General features: G+C 43.2%; 20 protein-coding genes and 1 tRNA gene. 16 read left to right on the top strand and 5 right to left on the bottom strand.

Features of this window, described 5'->3' with window-relative positions; genetic code table 11:
• Positions 1–71 precede the first annotated feature (71 nt).
• Positions 72–1,706: an L-aspartate oxidase gene (gene nadB, locus PV763_RS08750; RefSeq protein ID WP_420937685.1), complete on the bottom strand. Its 1,635-nt coding sequence runs from the start codon at positions 1,704–1,706 to the stop codon at positions 72–74.
• A gap of 229 nt (positions 1,707–1,935) precedes the next feature.
• Here nadB and PV763_RS08745 point away from each other — a divergent pair, with 229 nt between their 5' ends.
• The 12 genes from PV763_RS08745 (at position 1,936) to PV763_RS08690 (ending at position 12,238) form a co-directional block, all read left to right on the top strand.
• Positions 1,936–3,321: a Do family serine endopeptidase gene (locus tag PV763_RS08745; protein WP_129717233.1), complete on the top strand. Its 1,386-nt coding sequence runs from the start codon at positions 1,936–1,938 to the stop codon at positions 3,319–3,321.
• Positions 3,322–3,441: 120 nt separating this feature from the next.
• Positions 3,442–3,894, top strand: a complete 453-nt coding sequence (locus PV763_RS08740; RefSeq protein ID WP_071852274.1) for an acyl-CoA thioesterase — start codon at positions 3,442–3,444, stop codon at positions 3,892–3,894.
• 252 nt (positions 3,895–4,146) lie between these two features.
• Positions 4,147–5,964 (top strand): translation elongation factor 4, encoded by a 1,818-nt coding sequence (gene lepA / locus PV763_RS08735; RefSeq protein ID WP_004279065.1) that lies wholly within the window; start codon positions 4,147–4,149, stop codon positions 5,962–5,964.
• Positions 5,965–5,984: 20 nt separating this feature from the next.
• Positions 5,985–6,812: a signal peptidase I gene (gene lepB / locus PV763_RS08730; RefSeq protein WP_044112168.1), complete on the top strand. Its 828-nt coding sequence runs from the start codon at positions 5,985–5,987 to the stop codon at positions 6,810–6,812.
• A 24-nt stretch (positions 6,813–6,836) separates the two neighbouring features.
• Complete coding sequence (locus tag PV763_RS08725) at positions 6,837–7,208, top strand: DUF4845 domain-containing protein (RefSeq protein ID WP_005265766.1); 372 nt, start codon at positions 6,837–6,839, stop codon at positions 7,206–7,208.
• Entirely contained in the window at positions 7,180–7,878 is a 699-nt protein-coding gene (gene rnc / locus PV763_RS08720; RefSeq protein ID WP_004279062.1) for a ribonuclease III, read from the top strand. The genes PV763_RS08725 and rnc overlap by 29 nt, the downstream gene beginning before the upstream one ends.
• The gene (gene era, locus PV763_RS08715; RefSeq protein WP_420937684.1) at positions 7,878–8,906 is read left to right on the top strand and encodes a GTPase Era; all 1,029 of its coding nucleotides are present in this window, start codon (positions 7,878–7,880) and stop codon (positions 8,904–8,906) included. Before rnc ends, era begins: the two co-directional genes overlap by 1 nt.
• Before the next feature lie 36 nt (positions 8,907–8,942).
• Positions 8,943–9,140 carry an NF038104 family lipoprotein gene (locus tag PV763_RS08710; protein ID WP_004645619.1) on the top strand — a complete coding sequence of 66 codons (198 nt, stop codon included), beginning with the start codon at positions 8,943–8,945 and terminating at the stop codon, positions 9,138–9,140.
• Between the two features lie 11 nt (positions 9,141–9,151).
• Positions 9,152–9,862 (top strand): DNA repair protein RecO, encoded by a 711-nt coding sequence (gene recO / locus PV763_RS08705; protein ID WP_004731661.1) that lies wholly within the window; start codon positions 9,152–9,154, stop codon positions 9,860–9,862.
• Positions 9,863–9,875: 13 nt separating this feature from the next.
• Positions 9,876–10,601 (top strand): pyridoxine 5'-phosphate synthase, encoded by a 726-nt coding sequence (pdxJ, locus tag PV763_RS08700; RefSeq protein ID WP_004645617.1) that lies wholly within the window; start codon positions 9,876–9,878, stop codon positions 10,599–10,601.
• Positions 10,602–10,614: 13 nt separating this feature from the next.
• The gene (locus tag PV763_RS08695) at positions 10,615–11,268 is read left to right on the top strand and encodes a tRNA-(ms[2]io[6]A)-hydroxylase (RefSeq protein ID WP_004279057.1); all 654 of its coding nucleotides are present in this window, start codon (positions 10,615–10,617) and stop codon (positions 11,266–11,268) included.
• A 136-nt stretch (positions 11,269–11,404) separates the two neighbouring features.
• Positions 11,405–12,238 (top strand): DUF4198 domain-containing protein, encoded by an 834-nt coding sequence (locus tag PV763_RS08690; RefSeq protein ID WP_420937683.1) that lies wholly within the window; start codon positions 11,405–11,407, stop codon positions 12,236–12,238.
• Positions 12,239–12,328: 90 nt separating this feature from the next.
• Here PV763_RS08690 and PV763_RS08685 read toward each other — a convergent pair.
• Positions 12,329–12,404 (bottom strand) — tRNA-Asn (locus PV763_RS08685).
• Positions 12,405–12,640: 236 nt separating this feature from the next.
• On the opposite strand from PV763_RS08685, the gene PV763_RS08680 reads away from it, so the two are divergent.
• Positions 12,641–13,096: a hypothetical protein gene (locus tag PV763_RS08680; RefSeq protein ID WP_420937682.1), complete on the top strand. Its 456-nt coding sequence runs from the start codon at positions 12,641–12,643 to the stop codon at positions 13,094–13,096.
• Positions 13,097–13,131: 35 nt separating this feature from the next.
• On the opposite strand, the gene PV763_RS08675 is transcribed toward PV763_RS08680, so the two are convergent.
• Complete coding sequence (locus PV763_RS08675; RefSeq protein ID WP_420937681.1) at positions 13,132–13,569, bottom strand: PaaI family thioesterase; 438 nt, start codon at positions 13,567–13,569, stop codon at positions 13,132–13,134.
• 266 nt (positions 13,570–13,835) lie between these two features.
• Here PV763_RS08675 and PV763_RS08670 point away from each other — a divergent pair, with 266 nt between their 5' ends.
• Positions 13,836–15,035 carry an MATE family efflux transporter gene (locus tag PV763_RS08670; protein WP_420937680.1) on the top strand — a complete coding sequence of 400 codons (1,200 nt, stop codon included), beginning with the start codon at positions 13,836–13,838 and terminating at the stop codon, positions 15,033–15,035.
• A 209-nt stretch (positions 15,036–15,244) separates the two neighbouring features.
• On the opposite strand, the gene PV763_RS08665 is transcribed toward PV763_RS08670, so the two are convergent.
• Both PV763_RS08665 and map read right to left on the bottom strand, forming a co-directional pair.
• Positions 15,245–16,480 carry a pyridoxal phosphate-dependent aminotransferase gene (locus tag PV763_RS08665; RefSeq protein ID WP_005106458.1) on the bottom strand — a complete coding sequence of 412 codons (1,236 nt, stop codon included), beginning with the start codon at positions 16,478–16,480 and terminating at the stop codon, positions 15,245–15,247.
• 254 nt (positions 16,481–16,734) lie between these two features.
• The gene (map, locus tag PV763_RS08660) at positions 16,735–17,562 is read right to left on the bottom strand and encodes a type I methionyl aminopeptidase (RefSeq protein ID WP_004279051.1); all 828 of its coding nucleotides are present in this window, start codon (positions 17,560–17,562) and stop codon (positions 16,735–16,737) included.
• 207 nt (positions 17,563–17,769) lie between these two features.
• On the opposite strand from map, the gene rpsB reads away from it, so the two are divergent.
• Both rpsB and tsf read left to right on the top strand, forming a co-directional pair.
• The gene (gene rpsB / locus PV763_RS08655) at positions 17,770–18,516 is read left to right on the top strand and encodes a 30S ribosomal protein S2 (RefSeq protein ID WP_004279050.1); all 747 of its coding nucleotides are present in this window, start codon (positions 17,770–17,772) and stop codon (positions 18,514–18,516) included.
• Positions 18,517–18,658: 142 nt separating this feature from the next.
• Positions 18,659–19,534 carry a translation elongation factor Ts gene (gene tsf, locus PV763_RS08650; protein ID WP_004645608.1) on the top strand — a complete coding sequence of 292 codons (876 nt, stop codon included), beginning with the start codon at positions 18,659–18,661 and terminating at the stop codon, positions 19,532–19,534.
• Positions 19,535–19,613: the final 79 nt, after the last annotated feature.

Raw genomic sequence — 19,613 nt, 5'->3', positions numbered from 1 at the left:
GCTAAATTTGAGCAGATAAAAATTTAAAAAGAAAAGGAGATATCACCCAAGAATGTTATCTCCATCCACTTTTAACAATTCACCAAAGGTGTTTCCACTTTAAAATTTGGTGGGACGAGGACCGTTTTGCGTAGTTCTGGTAGCAGCTCGGGATAATCCAAGGTGAAATGCAGACCGCGAGATTCTTTGCGGTGCATGGCACAGCACACGATCATCTCGGAGACTAGCACCAGATTACGTAGCTCGATCAGGTTTTTGCTGACCTGGTAATCCTGATAATACTCGGTAATTTCTTTTTTCAGCATTTCAATACGATGTAGCGCACGTTCCAGACGTTTGGTGGTGCGAACAATGCCAACATAGTTCCACATGGTCTGACGTAACTCATCCCAGTTTTGCAGAATCACCACATCCTCATCGGGGTTGGTCACCTGAGAATCATCCCAAGCTGGGACTGCAGGAGCTGGCTGATCGGCCTTGAAATTTTCCTGAATGTGCTTGGCTGCACTCATTCCATAGACAAAACATTCTAAAAGTGAGTTACTGGCCATACGGTTAGCACCATGCAGGCCAGTATAAGAGGTTTCCCCAATTGCATAGAGTCCAGCAATATCAGTCTGACTGTTTTCATCGACCACGACGCCACCGCAAGTGTAATGGGCTGCCGGAACGACTGGAATCATGTCTTTGGTAATATCGATCCCTAGTTCAAGCAAACGGGCATACAGAGTCGGGAAATGCTCTTTGACAAAGCTTTCATCTTTATGGGTAATGTCCAGCCAGACATGACGAATACCGAGACGCTTGATTTCATAGTCGATGGCACGTGCCACAATATCACGCGGTGCGAGTTCGGCGCGTTCGTCAAAACGCAGCATAAAGCGTTCACCATCAGGCAGGCGCAGATAAGCGCCTTCGCCACGCATTGCTTCAGTAATTAGGAAAGAACGTGCTTGTGGATGATAAAGGCAGGTCGGGTGAAACTGGTTAAATTCCATGTTGGCGACCCGGCAGCCGGCACGATAAGCCATGGCAATACCATCACCCGTGGCAATGTCGGGATTTGAGGTGTAAAGATAAGCTTTCATAGCACCGCCACAGGCAAGGGCGGTAAATGGGGCCAAGAAGGTATGCACTTTTTCAGTTTGTTCATCCAGGGCATATAAACCCAGAGCACGATTATTACCGTCTAAACCGAGCTTTTGTGAACAAATCAGGTCAATCGCAATATAATTTTCAAAAATTTTAATATTCTGTTTTTCTTGAGCGCGTTGTACCAGAGTAGTGGAAATGGCACGACCCGTGGCATCGGCCGCATGAATAATTCGGCGCTGTGAATGACCACCTTCACGGGTGAGATGTAACTGTTCCTGTTCATCCAGGGTAAATTGCACACCGTGTTTCAGCAGGAAATCAACCGAGGGTTTGCCACCTTCTACCGTTTGTTTAACCGCACCCATTTCACACAGTTGTGCGCCTGCAATCATGGTGTCATCAATATGCTGTTCAATCGAATCCATTTCATCCAGGACTGCGGCCACGCCGCCTTGAGCATAAAAAGTACTGGCATCTGTCAGGGTGGATTTCGCCAAGACTGCAATATTAAAATGATCTGGGAGCGATAAGGCTAAACTCAAACCAGCACCGCCACTGCCCACAATAATGACGTCAAATTGATGGGTAAGGGATAAATTAGACATGTCCATCAGCTAATTTTAAAAAAGTTTGGTAATAACAGCGCTTTTTTGTACAAAAGGCAAGCGTTGAAGTGCTCATTTATTGATGAAAAAAATTAATCAAAGCCTTAACTTAGGGTTTTGATAATGAGATATTGTCCAGAGCGACGTTTTGAAACATATTATTACTTAAACTTTAAAGTGTTTGTGATAAAACCTATTTACATAAATTTATCAACAATTTGAGTGAATAATTTATATGAAAATTCTAGACTTAAAAAAAGGATTATTTGCAGCGACCCTCACCATGAGTGCTGCACAGTTGCAGGCGGTCACGCCGGTTGATTTTTCAAATCTGGTCGAGCAGGTCAGTCCTGCGGTGGTCAGTGTCAATGTCGTTAAAAAAATGAGCGAAGAAGAGCTCTTACAACAACAAGTACCGGAAATTCTTCGTCGCTTTTTCGGCAATCAGGTGATTATTCCGCAGCAGCGTATGCCACAGGAAAAGACGGGTTATGGCAGTGCATTCTTTATCAGCAAAGATGGTTATCTGCTGACCAATCATCATGTGGTTGAGGATGCTTCCAAAGTTACAATTACCTTGAATGACCGCCGTGAAATTGATGCCACTGTCGTTGGTAGTGATGCACGTACCGACGTAGCTTTGCTGAAGGTAAATGGTTCAAATTTCCCAGAATTACGGACGGGTGATGTGGGGCGCTTACGTGTTGGTGAGCCTGTACTCGCCATTGGTTCGCCATTTGGTTTTGATTATTCCGCTTCTGCCGGAATCGTCAGTGCCAAAATGCGGAATATGATGGGTGAAACTGCAGTACCTTTCATCCAGACCGATGTGGCTCTAAACCCAGGTAATTCCGGTGGTCCTCTGTTTAACCAGCGTGGTGAAGTAGTCGGTGTCAATTCACGGATCTTTAGTGGAACCGGTGGGTATATGGGTTTGTCCTTCTCGATTCCGATTGATGTCGCGATGGAAGTTGCTGATCAGCTGAAGAAAAATGGTAAAGTGACTCGCTCTTATCTGGGCGTAAGTTTGCAAGATATCGACCGTAATCTGGCAGAGTCTTATAATCTGCCTAAACCTGAAGGTTCCCTGGTAACTCAAGTTGCACCAAACTCACCGGCTGCACGTGCAGGTCTGCGTGCCAGTGACGTCATCTTAAAATACAACGGTACCCCAATTTCACGTACCAGCGAGTTGTTGAACTATCTGAACCGTACTGCACCCCAGCAGCAGGTACAGCTTGAAATCTTGCGTGATGATAAACGTCGTAGTATTGCAGCGACTTTAAGTGCGGCACCAGATGATACGCCAGCAAAAGCAGGCACACAGGCACAGCCGAACAAAGGGCCGGTAATCGGGGTTTCAATTCGTGATCTTAGTCCGGCAGAGCTGGCGCGGTTAGAAATTAAAGGCGGTGTGGTGATTCAGGATGTACGTCCAGGTGGTATTGCTGCACAGGCACGAATCATGCCGAATGACGTGATCACCCAAATTAATAACCAGACAGTACTGAATTCAAATCAGTTTGTGCAAGAGGTGTCTGAACTGAAAAAGGGTAGCATCGCGCGCGTGACCTTGATTCGTCAGGGTCAACTTGCTGTGGTCGGAATGCGTATCTCATAAGATTGCTGGATTTTCGTGAAAGACCGCTTCTAGAAGCGGTTTTTTATTTTTTGCAATTTACCCCAGCGATAAATTCGGTAGACTCTATAACCTTAAAATCATGGGAAGGATAACAGCACAGTGAGCGGTATTTTTGATCTTGCTTTAAAGGTTCAAGCCAACCATATTGATGGATTAGGTCATGTGAACAATGTGATCTATGTGCAATGGATGCAGGATGTCGCATCAGCTCATATTGAAAAACTGGGCTTGGGACTCAAGCAATATGTAGAGCTGAAACATGCCATGGTTGCTGTTGAGCATCAGGTGCAATACCGTAAGGCAGCTTTTGAGGGAGACGAGATTATTCTGCGCACCTGGCTTAATGATATCAATGCCTTGTATTCATTTAGACAATACGCATTTTATCGACCACAGGATCAGATTCTGTTGTTTACTGGAAGTACCCAATGGGCCTGTATCGAAATGGCCACCGGACGTCCCAAACGCATGTCACCGACATTTACCCAAGCATATCAGCCACTTTCAGAACATATAAATCCTTTTGATTTTTCCACTTTATATCTGGATTGAAAAGATTATGCTCTCTAGCCTGATCAGGATATCGGTCTAGCATTGAGGAGTAAATGGAGATAACAGTTATCTTCTACGTGTGGTGTTGATTGAGATTTCGCTTGACTGTGGCGTACATAAGGTGAGGGATAAAGGAAAAAATATAATTCTTTTTCTAGATCACCATTCTGCTATAATCCTTCGCAATTTCTATTCGGCTTTTGTTATGTAATATTTTTAAATTACATAGCGCGTTTTTTCTCAAGGTAACCCATGGCGCAAGCTAAAAAATCTGTTGATATTAAAAACATTCGTAACTTCTCGATTATTGCGCACATTGACCACGGTAAATCGACCCTAGCGGATCGCTTTATTCAAACTTGTGGCGGCTTGCAAGATCGTGAAATGCAGGCTCAAGTCCTTGACTCAATGGAGCTTGAGCGCGAACGTGGGATTACCATTAAAGCCACTTCGGTAACCTTGTACTATACGCATCCCAACGGTCAAGAGTATCAGTTGAACTTTATTGATACACCGGGACACGTCGACTTCTCGTATGAAGTCTCACGCTCCCTTGCTGCCTGTGAAGGTGCCTTGCTGGTTGTAGATGCTGCGCAGGGCGTAGAAGCACAGTCTGTTGCTAACTGCTATACCGCAATTGAACAAGGTCTGGAAGTACTTCCGGTACTGAACAAGATCGACTTGCCGCAAGCTGAACCTGAACGTGTCATTCAGGAAATTGAAGACATTATCGGGATTGAAGCCACAGAAGCGCCGACCTGTTCTGCAAAAACAGGTTTAGGTATTGAAGGTGTGCTTGAAACACTGGTCAATGTAATTCCTGCACCTGAGGGTGATCGCGAAGCGCCATTACAAGCGCTGATTGTGGATTCATGGTTTGATAACTACCTTGGTGTAGTTTCTCTGGTTCGGGTCAAGCAGGGTCGAGTACGTAAAGGCGACAAGATGTTGATCAAATCAACTGGTCAAACGCATATTATTACTTCTGTAGGTATCTTTAACCCGAAACATACTGAAACCGGTATGCTGGAAGCGGGTGAAGTTGGTTTTGTCATTGCCGGTATCAAAGATATTTTCGGTGCGCCAGTCGGTGATACGATTACCTTGGCAACCACACCTGAAGTGGCAACATTGCCGGGCTTTAAAAAGGTGAAACCACAGGTTTATGCTGGTCTATTCCCGATTGATGCCAGCGATTTTGAACCTTTCCGTGAAGCATTGCACAAGCTGCAAATCAATGACTCGGCTTTGTTCTTTGAACCTGAAAGTTCAGATGCGCTCGGTTTTGGTTTCCGCTGTGGTTTCTTGGGCATGCTGCACATGGAAATCGTACAGGAGCGTCTGGAACGCGAGTATGATCTTGACCTGATTTCTTCTGCGCCAACCGTAATTTATGAAGCGGTGATGAAGAATGGTCAGACGATTTATATCGACAGTCCATCCAAAATGCCGGATGGTTCAACGGTTGAAGATTTACGTGAACCGATTGCTGAGTGTCATATTCTGGTACCGCAAGAATACTTGGGTAACGTCATGACGTTATGTGTTGAGCGCCGTGGTGTGCAAAAAGACATGAAGTTTATGGCGAATCAGGTTTCCATTACTTTCGAAATTCCAATGGCCGAAGTGGTCATGGACTTCTTTGATAAATTGAAGTCTTGTTCACGTGGTTTTGCCTCACTGGACTATAACTTTGTCCGTTTTGAAAGCTCATCTTTAGTCAAAGTAGATGTCTTGATCAATGGTGAAAAAGTCGATGCCTTGGCGATGATCTGTCACCGTAATGATGCACGTCATCGTGGTATTGCACTGGTTGAAAAAATGAAAGACCTGATTCCGCGTCAAATGTTTGATGTCGCGATTCAGGCAGCGATTGGTGCACAAATCATTGCCCGTTCGACTGTAAAAGCGATGCGTAAAAACGTATTGGCGAAGTGTTATGGTGGTGACGTTTCACGTAAGAAAAAACTTCTGTCTAAACAGAAAGAAGGTAAGAAACGCATGAAACAGGTGGGTAGCGTAGAAATCCCGCAAGAAGCGTTCTTAGCCGTATTAAAAGTCGAACGCTAAAATAATAAGGATATAAGCCCATGGATTTTGATTTTAATTTGATTCTTGTGCCTGCGACCCTGTTTTTTGTCACAGTGTGGTTGCTAGACAAGTTTGTTTTGAAGCAAAGACAAACCCGAGGCAAAGGCCATGAGAATTTCATTATCACTTGGGCTTATGACTTTTGGCCGGTACTGACCATTGTGCTGGTACTGCGTTCGTTTTTATATGAACCTTTTAATATTCCATCCGATTCGATGGTGCCGACGCTGGAAACCGGTGATTTTATTCTGGTGAATAAATTTGACTATGGCATCAAACTGCCTATGGTCAATACCAAAATTATTGATACTGGCAGTCCGGAACGTGGCGATGTGGCGGTATTCCGTTATCCACCGCAACCGACCATCAGTTATATCAAGCGTATTGTCGGCTTGCCAGGCGATCATATTGTTTATGATCATGGCCAGTTGAGCATTAATGGTGAAAAAGTAGCGAAAGTTCCAGTAGAATTTAGCCGCGAAAAAGACCGTTTAGATACTCCAAATGCCATTTATCATAAAGAAACCCTGGGTGAGCATACCTTTACCATGCGTGAGCTGGAAGGCGTAAATGTCGCTCGTCAGGCACCTTTTATTAACTATCTGGAAAATGGTAAATATTCAGGTGAAAATGGTTTATATTGGGAAGTGAAAGTGCCAGAAGGTCATTACTTTGCGATGGGGGATAATCGCGATCAGAGTGCTGACAGTCGTTTCTGGGGGCTTGTTCCGGAAGAAAACTTAACAGGTCGTGCCTTCTATATCTGGATGCATAAAGAGCCTGGCTTTAAATTGCCATCGTTTGGTCGAAACGGAACAATCGATTAATTGTTTCAAGCAGGAAAATAAAAAATGAGACATCAACAAGGTGCTTCTTATATTGGGGTTTTATTTGCAATCGTGGGCTTTGCATTTCTTGCAAAAGTGGCGATTGCGGTGTGGGGACCATACTTCGATGATCGTATGGTAGATGGTGAGATTGAGGCGCTGTTAAAAAGCGCTCCAGCCAATATAACGCCTGAAAAATTCCGTCAACAGATGAGTCAGCGTTTAGACATGAATAATATTCGTGATCTGAAGTTTGATGAAATTGCCAAAGTCACCAATACCGATGGTTTACAGGTGCACAAGAATTATGAAATTCGTAAAAATTTCATAATGAATATCGATTTAGTGATGAAGTTTGAGAAAGAGTTTGATCAAAGCACAGTCAAAGCTAAATGATGAACGTCTTGCCAAACGGATCGGCTATCAGTTTAAACAGGCTGATTTGCTGAAACTGGCATTGACTCATCGTTCAGTCAGTCATAAACACAACTACGAGCGCCTGGAATTTCTGGGCGATTCTCTTTTAGGGATGATCATTGCGAATTATCTTTTTAATGCCTATCCAAGCGAAAATGAAGGCCGGTTGACGCGTATGCGTGCGACCTTGGTTCGTCAGGAAGCATTAGGAAAAATCGCCAATGATTTAAAACTGAGCCAGAATTTAATTCTCAGTACCGGTGAATTGAAATCTGGCGGTCATCATCGTGAGTCTATACTGGCAGATACGGTAGAAGCTATTATTGGTGCAATCTATGTCGACTGCGGTGATCTCACTGTGCTAGAACCGATTGTGTTAAAATGGTACGAGCCATATTTAGATCATATTGAGCCGACAGATCAGCTTAAAGATCCTAAATCTCGCTTACAAGAGTATTTACAAGCACGTAAGAAACCTCTCCCAGTTTACGAGGTTGTAGATATTCAAGGTGATGCACCCAATCAGCATTTTAAAGTGGAATGCCAGATTGCGGGATTGCCGACCATGCAAGGCGAAGGCGCGAGCCGGCGTTTTGCTGAACAAGCCGTTGCGGCGGATATTTTGAAACTTTTGGAGCATAAGTCTTAATGACTACTCATTCCGATCACATTGATGCTGATCACGAGTCGCAAAGCGACAGTCACGACCTTATTAGTCAATTTTTTAGTGCACAAGGCACCGAGATCCCATCGGATTATCGTAGTGGTTTTGTTGCTATTGTAGGCCGCCCGAATGTGGGCAAATCTACCTTAATGAACCATATTCTGGGTCAGAAGCTTTCAATTACCTCACGTAAACCGCAAACCACACGTCATAAAATCGTGGGGATTGATTCACGTGAAAAATCTCAGGCTGTATTTGTTGATACACCAGGGATGCATAAAAAAGAAGTCCGTGCCATCAATAAAATGATGAACCGTGCGGCACATTCGGCTTTGCGTGATGTGAACCTGGTTTTATTCGTAGTGGATGCACAAAAGTGGACGCCAAACGATGACCTGGTTCTGGAAAAGCTGAAAAATGCTGAAATGCCAGTGATTCTGGTGATCAACAAGCTAGATACTTTTGAAAACAAGAACGAAGCTCTGCCGCTGATTCGTGAACGCGAAAAGCTGATGAACTTTGCAGAAATCGTGCCAGTATCTGCACTTCGTGGTGCCAATCTTGAGCATTTGCGTGACACGATTGCCAAGTATCTTCCGTTCCAGCCGCCACTGTACTCGCTAGATCAACTGACCGATCGTTCAGAGCGTTTCCTGGCGTCTGAAATTATCCGTGAAAAGATCATGCGTCAGCTGGGTGAAGAACTTCCATATGATTTGACCGTTCAGATCGAATCATTCAAAACTGAAGAGCCGGTTCTGAATGAAAAAACCGGTCGTATGAAAGCAGCCTGTACCTATGTTGATGCCACGATTTTTGTCGATCGCCCGAGCCAAAAAGCCATTGTGATTGGCGAAAAAGGTGTCAAACTGAAAAAAATTGGTATGGATGCGCGTCTCGACATGGAAAAAATGTTCGAGCAAAAAATCATGCTGACTCTTTGGGTGAAAGTCAAAGGTGGCTGGTCTGATGATGAACGTGCATTAAAAAGCTTAGGTTATAGTGATATCTAAGCGATAAGCTTGATAAGACCCTTCGAGGAATCTGTGATGATGAAAGTGTTGGCAGTGGTTGCATGTGTTTTATTTCTGCAAGGCTGTATTCATAAAGTGGTCACGGTTCCTGTCAAGGTGGCTTATAAAACCACAAAAGTCGCAGTGAAAGGTACAGCGGCTGTTGTGGGCGCAGTGATCCCGGATGGGGATGACGAAGAAGATGATAAAAAATCAAAAAAAGATAAGGATTAAAGTACCCGCTTATGCGTAACGAAGTACTGCATGGCTATCTGATTCATCATCGTAAGTACCGTGAACGCAGTCATATTGTGCATTTATTTACCCAAGAATATGGCAGGGTAGACGGCATTCTCAGGCAAATGCCACCACCGCAATATCAGCCCATTCGTTTGCAAGCTTCAGGTAAATCCGAACTCAAAAATTTTACTAAACTGGAAATTGTCAATCAGCCGATTTTCTTTTTTGGCGATGCCTTCTTTTCGGGTTTTTATCTGAATGAAATCCTGTTGCGCTTATGTCCTTTAGAAGTCGAAATGCCGCAAACTTTTGCCAAATATGCTGAGACCTTAACTGCATTACAGCAATTATCCGTACAATCTAATCCAAATTTATATTTAAAACAGATCTTGCGCCAGTTTGAGCATGTTTTGCTGGAAGAACTCGGTTATGGTCTGGATTTTTCGGTAGATGCCAATCAGGCGCAGATTGATCCACAACAGCACTATTATTTTCAGCTCAATGCCGGCTTTATGCCATCGGCCAAAGCCTTACGCTCCACCCTATCCGGTCAACAGATTTTAAGCATGTTGACGCATGAAAATGGTGGGGATTTTAATCCGGAACAGTTACAATTACTGACGAAACTGTATCGACAGGTGATCACGGCCTTGCTTGGTGATCGACCATTAAAAAGTCGACAACTCTGGATTCAAAACTCTCAATCTCAATCGTAGTTAGGAAAAGATTATGGCTGCATTACTTGGTGTCAATATTGACCATGTCGCAACATTAAGACAAGCACGTGGTACGACGTACCCAGACCCAGTCAATGCTGCATTGATCTGCGAACAGGCAGGGGCAGAAGGCATTACCTTGCACTTGCGTGAAGACCGTCGTCACATTCAGGATGACGATGTGCGTCGTATGCGTCCTGCGTTAAAAACCCGTATGAACCTTGAGTTGGCGGTAACAGATGAAATGATCGCCTTTGCCAAGGAAATCAAGCCACAGCATGTCTGCTTTGTTCCTGAAAAACGTCAGGAAGTGACCACTGAAGGTGGTCTGGATGTCGTGGGTAATTTTGATGCTGTAAAAGCCGCGACTCAAGAGCTGGAAGCCATTGGTTGTGATGTATCTTTATTTATTGATGCCGATTTTGCACAAATTGATGCAGCAGTTGCTTGTGGTGCACCGACGATTGAGATTCACACAGGCGCCTATGCCGATGCAGAAACTCCAGAAGCGCAACAAGCGGAACTGGAACGCATTGTGAAAGGTGCTGAATATGCTGCATCTAAAGGTTTGGTGGTAAATGCGGGCCATGGCTTAAATTTGGATAACGTGACGCCGATTGCTGCGATTCCACAGATTCATGAGCTCAATATCGGTCATTCTTTAATTGCGGATGCGGTATTTGTTGGTCTGGCACAAGCGGTTCAGCAAATGAAAGCCGTGATTAAGTCAGCGCGTTAAGATTAGAGTAATTATGTCGAATATTAATTATGATGAACTGATGCAGCCGGTGATTGCTTTCCTCGGTTGTGAAACACCGCAAGCATGGCTGGATATGGCGGTCGAAAATCTTGAAATCTTGATGCAAGATCATGCCAACTGTGAAAAAAAAGCAGCCAGCACGGCCATGAACCTGATGTTTCGCTATAGCTATTTTGTTGATCTACAGGTGAAGCTTGCACAGCTGGTGCGTGAAGAAATGCTGCATTATGAGCAAGTGCTTGAATTGATGAACAAGCGCGGTCAGGCTTGGCAAAACTTGAGTGCAGGGCGTTATGCTGGTGGTTTGCGTAAGGAAATCCGCACTTTTGAGCCTGAAGCCTTGATTGATGTCTTGGTGATTGGTGCCTTTGTGGAAGCGCGTTCCTGTGAGCGTTTTTACGCGCTTGCTTCGCGTGTTGATGATGAGTTGGCACGTTACTACCGTTACCTGCTCAAATCCGAATCTCGCCATTTTGAAGACTATTTGGCTTTGGCAATGGATGTGGCAACCACAGCAAAACTGAAAAATCCGAAAGAGGATATTCAGGAGCGAATCTTACATATTCGTGAAGTTGAAAAACAGCTAATTCTCGCGCCTGATGAAACTTTCCGTTTTCATAGCGGTGTTCCGGCTCAAGCGGCTTAATCTCGGTGACAGTTTAAAAATCCTCCATGCATGGGGGATTTTTTATATCCAGAGCAAATATATAAATGAGAATTATTTACATCTACAGACTTAATCCATAAAATACAGCAGATTTCTTAATAACGATGATGAAATAATGAATAAGCTGGTAAAAGTCATGCCTTTTTTGATCTTTGGAGTGATCAGCAGTACAGCCTTTGCACACTATCCTTATGTTGCCCCACTAAGTTATCAAACTTTTAACAATCACACTGCGATTGTATCTGGCTTTTATGACAATCCATTTGCCTCGGAAGTGGCGATTAAAAAATTTAAGTTTCATTATCATACGCCTACAGGCCAAAAGATTTATCTTGCAGATGATGCATGGACCAAAACACAAACCCTAAGTAGTTATAGTCTGGAAAATAAACAAGAGGGTACCTATCGGATTCGTGGCGAGAAACAGGGGAATAGCCTAAAGTATGCACAGGTTGCTCAAAAATGGAAAATGGTTCTAAGTGCTGTTCCAAAAGCCAATCAAGCCGCCAATCAAAATGTGATTTATCAGCAAGCGCTGAAGAAAAACATGCCACAGAAAACTGTGCAGACTATCGATATTATTGAAACCTTTGTCTCACGGCGTGTGACGTCGAATCAGGTCATTCAGCATATCCATGCTGGCTTTGATGTTCAATTTATCACGCATCCAAATGCATTTAAAAAATCTCAAGCGATTCAATTGAAAGTACTGGATGATAAAAAAGGAGTTGCGAATTTAAACGTTGAGATTTTGGCACAAACGACAGATTTTAGTCGTGATAAAAAAATCTATAAAGCGCTCACAACAGATGCGCAAGGGTTACTCAACTTTAATATGCAGGAAAAAGGCCAGTACTTAATGAAAATTGATTATCAGCAGCCTTTCGAAATAAAAAAGAATGATTTAAAGCGTTATAAATATACCTTGGCTTTTAATGTAATGGATTAAGCCAAAACGAGCCTGAAATCATTCAGGCTTGTTTTATAAAATATTAAACGAAAAAAAGCCCACTTCGTTATGAGTGGGCTTTTTAGTATTTGGCTCTCCAACCTGGGCTCGAACCAGGGACCTGCGGATTAACAGTCCGTCGCTCTACCGACTGAGCTATTGGAGAATCTGAAAGCGATTATAGAGAGATTTTGACGGGGGTCAAGCAAAAATTATCATATTTATTATAAATACAGCCTGTCTGTTTTTAATTTGGGCAATTGCATAAATTTTACGAAAAATACTTGTCAGAATAAATTTCACTTGCTAGATTAAAACCATAAAGTCGTTTGACCAAATGGTCAAACAGTGTGGATTTAAACCTACTTGCCAGCACAAAAATGGCTAAATCGGAGACAGCGAATGAATACGCTCAGCATCCCTCAAATTTTCTCTCAACTGGCTTATTATCAAGAAAACTATCTTCAGATTATTGCCGATCCTGCACAGTATTATATCCCGGTTAAAGACGCTCATATCACGCTATGGCCTTTGGCGCAAAAATCACTTTATTTAGGTGATTTGCTGCAATTATGGTTTGCAGAAAAATGGTTGGTAGAAACTGAACGTCAATTTAACTTTGAAGTTTTCCTGAATGCAGACTATCTGAAAGAGCAAGACAAAGATCTTTATATCTATGCCATTTCTGGGAATCTTTTGACGGGAACCAATCAGTCTAAAGCGTGGCAAGCCTCAATAACACAAACACAAGATGTGGAATTAGCCAATGTTTCCAAGCATTATTTTGAGTTTCAAGGCTTAACTCGACCACGCCTGTCATTTGTTGAAGCGGGGCAGGAGAAAAGCAGTATTATTTAAATGAATTACCTGATGAGTTGTGCAGGCTAGCAATTTCATTCAGTCCGAATAATCATACAGGTCGCAGTGGCATGAGCATACAGGCGACCTTCTTCATCCAGAATCTGACCTTCAGAAATACCTAAATTTCTACTGAGATTAATTGATTTTCCTACGGCTTTCAGTGGCTGATTTTGAGGGATGGGGTGGCACATCTTTACATTCAGATCAATTGTGCCATAACCGACACCTGCTTCAAGTAAAGTATGAATCGCGCAGCCTGTCACGGTATCCAAAACGGTTGCAGCAAAACCACCATGGACGCCGCCAAGCGGATTTAAATGTCGATGATCAGCTTTTACCTTAAATTCTACATGTCCGCTTTCAATCACTGCTGGTTGCATCGACATGGTTTCGCTAATACTTGGGGCCGGGATTTTTTCATCACGCATCGCTTCCAGTAATGCTAAACCGCTCATTTCTTTTGGGTTCATTGTAATTTTCCTGTCATTATTCTTGAGTTGTTGAGATTTAATTCAAAATTGTGACATCGATAATAGCAATCTGGTATAGGAATGGCGGATTATTTTGTAAGAAGTACATTGCCTGCACCTGAGTAAAGTCATTTTTATAAAAAATAAGAAATAGAATGAGTTATGGCAGGATACTGGTATACATTTCTAATGAAATATCTCAGATCTAAATAATCTGCCAAAAAAAACGAATCTTATAAAAGAATTAAAAATCGAGTGATAGGGTAATGAAAAAGTTTCTGCATCTTTGGGTGCCTATTTTTCTCAGTAATGCCATTATTATGCTCAGTAGTTTGTTCGACGTGATTTTTCTATCACATTTTTCACCTCAGCATGTGGCTGCATTGGCAGTCTGTTTGTCTGTTTATTCTTTGTGCTTTGTGACGGGTATTGGGGTGTTACAGGGCATGATGCAAGAGCTGGCAGAAGCCAATGGACGTCAGGATTATGCGGATATACAGCGTATCCTGAAGCAAAGTATTTTGATTGTACTGGTGATTTCTGCTGTTGCGATGTACCTGTTTAATCATGCAACTCCTTTACTTCATTTTTTAAAGGCAGGTGCGGCCTTACAGGCATTGATTGTGTCATGTCTGTGGCTGTTGGCTTGGACGATTCCAGCGCATTTATTGTTGCGCATTTTATATATTTTAACCCAAGCCTGTGGGCAGGCTAAGCGCGTGTTCTACGCCAATATGATCTATTTACTGCTCAAAGTGACTTTGGCTTATGTCTTGATTTATGGCATTGAAGGTTATGTTACAAGCTATGGGGTTGAAGGTGCATTCATGGCACATTTGATTGTGCAGTGGGTACTGTTGTTTGTTTACTATTTTTTCTTCCTTGAGCGGAAGTTAAAGATCCAGTGGTCTGGTGTTTTCTTTCACTGGCAGACTTTGTGGAAAATTTTAAAAATTGGATTGCCCAATGCGGTGGTGACTTTTGTGGATGTATTTGCCATCAGCGCGATTGCTTTGCTGATCTTGCCTTCGGGTGACATTGTAGTGAATGCACATCAGGTGATGCTTGGTTTATTGGGCTTAATGTTTATGTTGCCGATGTCGATGGCATCCGCTTTCGGTATTTTGGTGTCGACTAAAATCGGTGCGGAGCAGATTGATGCTGCATGGCAACTCAGTAAACGGGCACTGATGGCTGTGATGCTAATAGCTATCGTTGTCATGTTGACTATTTGGGGTTTAGATAGTTGGATTGTAGGGTTATTTAGCAATGATGCGCAGGTGATTACATTAGCCTTGGCATCGATCTTGTTAATGTGTTGGATGCATATCTTTGATGAGCTACTGGTGATTAGTTTGGCAATGCTACGTTGCTGGCGAGAATTGTCAGACCGATGTTTATTTTTATCAGTACGGTGCTGGTCGTGGGCTTGGGTGGTGGTTGGTATGTGGCGTATTATCCAATGATACTGTTCAATTGGCAAAGCAATGCATTGGGGATTCATGGTTTTTGGTGGATGTTGAGTATTGCGTACACGATTGCAGCAAGTCTATGTTTTGTTTGTTTGCTCATTAAATACTTGAGCTATAAGCGAATACGACTCACTGTTTAATACATGTTGAAGAACATAAAAAAACCCGCGAAATTCGCGGGTTTTTTTATCTAGGAAGCTAGATTATTTTGCAGCTTTTTCAGCTTCGATTGAAGCAATCGCAGCATCAACGCCTTCGATAGAATCAGCAGCTTTCTTGATACGAGCAAGGGCATCTACCAGTACTTCGTCAGCAGTAGCGTAAGAGATACGCATAAAACCGCCAAGACCGAATGCATCGCCAGGAACCACTGCAACGCCAGTCTCTTCCAGTAACCATGCAGAGAATTCTGTGCAAGATTTAAGACCTTTGGCACGAATCAACGGTTTGATGTTGGCATATGCATAGAATGCGCCATCAGCAGGCAAGCAAGAAATACCGTGAATATCATTCAAGCCTTTCACAACTAGGTCATGACGACGTTTGAATGCTTCAATCATTGGTTCAAGAACGTCTTGAGGACCATTCAATGCAGCTTCAGCAGCAACTTGCGAAATAGAAGTTGGGTTAGAAGTTGATTGAGACTGGATCTTTTTCATTGCACCAATCAGTTTAGCAGGGCCCGCTGCGTAGCCGATACGCCAGCCAGTCATTGCATAAGCTTTAGACACACCGTTTAACACAATCGTGCGGTCATAAAGGTCTGGTGCAACTGTTGCGATGTTGTAGAACTCGTCATCCCAACGGATTGGTTCGTACATGTCATCAGATGCGATATACACTTCTGGGTATTTACGAAGTACGTCAGCCAGCGCTTCAAGCTCAGCTTTAGTGTAGATCATACCTGTAGGGTTAGATGGGCTGTTCAATACCACTAGACGTGTTTTGTCCGTGATTGCAGCTTCTAATTGTTCAGGGGTGATTTTGAAACGTTGTTCTTCACCACATTTCACAATAACTGGTACGCCTTCAGCGATGATCACCATGTCCGGGTAGCTTACCCAGAAAGGTGCAGGAATAATCACTTCATCACCTTTGTTTAACAAAGCAAGTGCCAAGTTAAAGAATGATTGCTTACCACCACAAGAAACCAGAATCTGGTTTGCTGCATAGTCTAGGTTATTGTCGCGTTTGAATTTAGCAATAATGGCTTTTTTAAGACCTGGCGTACCGTCAACAGCGGTGTATTTGGTGAAACCGTTGTTAATCGCTGCAATTGCTGCATCTTTGATGTGTTGAGGGGTATCAAAATCTGGTTCACCTGCGCCCAAACCAATCACGTTATGACCTGCAGCTTTTAATTCAGCAGCTTTGTTGGTCACAGCAAGCGTAGGGGACGGTTTGATGGCATTCACACGATCAGAGAGACGTACGTCCACGGCAGTATTCCTTCTTATAGGGATTAAAAAATAAAAAGCACATTATCTTAGCCTAAAATGGTGCAGATAGGGCAAAAGAATTTGGAAAACTTTAAGGAAAAAATGGTGTATTGACCGAACTTTATCTTGAATTTCGATGCGCTGGGAGCAGGCGAGGAGAGACTTGTTACATCTCGGTCATGCATATTGATGCATGAAATATAAAATAAAAATGGCCACTTTAAAGTGACCATTTTGTGTTGTTGATGTTGTGGTTACGCACTAAAGCGTGACAAATCTTCGTCCGGGCGTGCTGTTAAAATTTCCGCGCCGGTTTTAGTCACCAGAATTGTATGTTCATATTGTGCCGACAATGAGTGATCTTTGGTGACCACTGTCCATTTATCACCGAGTAATTTGGTTTTCCAGTCGCCGCCATTGACCATTGGCTCAATGGTAAAGGTCATGCCTTCTTCAAGCACCATGCCAGTATCTGGTTGACCATAATGCAGCACTTGCGGTTCGTCATGGAAAGTCGTACCAATACCGTGACCACAATATTCACGTACCACGCCAAAACGCTCAGATTCAACATACTGCTGAATGGCATGACCAATATCGCCAATAGTTGAACCCGGTTTTACAGTTTCAATACCCCGGTACATGGCTTCTTGCGCTACCTTACATAGACGGTTGGCAAGAATTGAAGTTTCACCACCCACGATATACATCATGTTGGTGTCACCATGGTAGCCATCTTTAATCACGGTCACATCAATGTTCAGGATGTCGCCTTTTTTCAATTTTTTACTGTCTGATGGAATGCCGTGACACACCACATGGTTTACAGAAGTACAAATAGTATGTTGGAAGGCAGGTCGACCCGGTGCAGCGCCATAGCCTAAGCATGCAGGAATTGCCTGTTGTTGATTGACAATATAGTCATGACAAATCGTATCAAGTTCCAGAGTGGTGACACCTGGAACAATATGCGGTTTGATCATATCCAAAACTTCTGCCGCCAGTCGCCCTGCCACACGCATTTTTTCAATTTCGTCAGGGGTTTTGATGAGTCGACGTGGAGCTTGATAAGTGTTGTTCATGATCTCTAAAAACTTTTGGAAATTTGTGTGTGACTATGGTATAAATAGCCGCCCATTTTATCAAATGCTTTTTCGTGAATAAATTTCACGGGCTTTGTGCGATGAGGCAAAAAAATCCGCACATATATCGACACATTACTCTGGGTGCCCTTTAGGGTGGAGAATGCGGGTATATGGAGGCCTAACCCAAACTTTAAGGTAAAGAAAATGGCAGATTACAACGTAAGCATGCGCGACCTTCTTCAAGCTGGCGCGCACTTTGGTCACCAAACTCGTTTCTGGAATCCAAAGATGCGTGATTACATCTTTGGTGCGCGTAACAAAATTCACATCATCAACCTTGAGCACACTGTTCCTGCGTTAAATGATGCTTTGAACTTTGCTAACAACTTGGCTAGCAAAAAGAACAAAGTTTTGTTCGTTGGTACTAAACGTGCAGCTTCTGCGATCATCCGTGAACAAGCTCAACGCGCTGGTCAACCATATGTAGATCACCGCTGGTTAGGTGGTATGTTGACGAACTGGAAAACACTTCGCCAATCTATCAACCGTTTAAAAGACCTTCAAACTCAATCTCAAGACGGTACTTTCGCTAAGCTGACTAAACGTGAAGCTCTAGAGCGTACTCGTGAGATGGAAAAACTTGAGCGTGGCTTAGGCGGCGTTAAAAACATGGGTGGTTTACCTGACGCATTATTCGTAATCGACGTTGATCACGAAGCGATTGCTATCAAAGAAGCGAAGAACCTTGGTATTCCTGTAATCGGTATCGTTGATACAAACTCTAACCCAGACAACGTAGACTACGTTATCCCGGGTAACGATGATGCGATCCGTGCAGTAACTCTTTATGCTTCTGCTATGGCTGATGCGATTCTTGCTGGTAAAGAATATGCTCAATCACAAGCAAATGCACAAGCTAAAGCAGAAGAAGCTCCAGCTTCTGAGGCTTAATGCGTTTGACGCTAGCTTGTCATTTTTGCGACATGTGATGGTGGCAAAGTAAGCGTTATGTATGCAGGCGGCCCATGAGAACTCCTCTGGGCCGTTTCTGTTCTAAAAAGAATTCATTTTCTACCGAATTTAGGAGATAAACATGACTGCAGTTACAGCAAGCATGGTTAAAGAATTGCGCGATCGTACTGGTCTTGCAATGATGGAATGTAAAAAAGCTTTGACAGAAGCGGGCGGCGACGTTGAACTAGCGATCGACAACCTACGTAAATCTGGTCAAGCGAAAGCTGCTAAAAAAGCAGGTAACATTGCTGCTGACGGCGCGATCACAATTGCTCAAGACGGCAACAAAGCACTTCTTCTAGAAGTTAACTGTCAAACTGACTTCGTTGCAAAAGACGAAAACTTTGCTGGTTTCTCTGCGAAAGTTGCTGCTGCTGCACTTGCTGCAAACGTAACTGATCCTGCTCAAATCGCTGAATTGAAACTAGAAGATGGTACGACTGTTGAAGAAGCGCGTATCGCTCTTGTTCAAAAAATCGGTGAAAACATCCAAGTACGTCGTGCGAAAATTGTTGAAGGCGAAAACCTTGCAGTTTACAAACACGGTCTTAAAATCGGTGTTGTTGTTTCTTACACTGGTGATGAAGCTACAGGTAAAGGCTTGGCAATGCACGTTGCTGCGTTCAATCCAGTTGCTGTAAATGCTGAAGGCGTTTCTGCTGAGCTTATCGCGAAAGAGAAAGAAATTGCTGAAGCGAAAGCACTTGAATCAGGCAAGCCAGCAAACATCGTTGAGAAGATGGTTGTAGGTTCTGTTGAGAAATACTTGAATGAAGTTGTGCTTGAGCGTCAAATGTACGTAATCGACAACGACAAGAAAGTTGCAGACGTTCTTAAAGCAACTGGTACTACAGTTGCAAACTTCGTTCGTTTCGAAGTTGGTGAAGGTATTGAGAAAAAAGCAGAAATGAGCTTCGCTGAAGAAGTTGCTGCTGCTCAAGCTGCTGCAAAATAATTCCTGAAGAATTAGAAAAAGCCCTATCTGATTGATGGGGCTTTTTTATGCTGATCTATTCTTCATCAGCAATTCAAGA

Source organism: Acinetobacter sp. AS5 (assembly GCF_048957595.1).
Classification (GTDB): Bacteria; Pseudomonadota; Gammaproteobacteria; order Pseudomonadales; family Moraxellaceae; genus Acinetobacter.
Note: the sequence above shows the minus strand (reverse complement) of the source record. Positions and strands in the feature narration are given on the sequence as shown.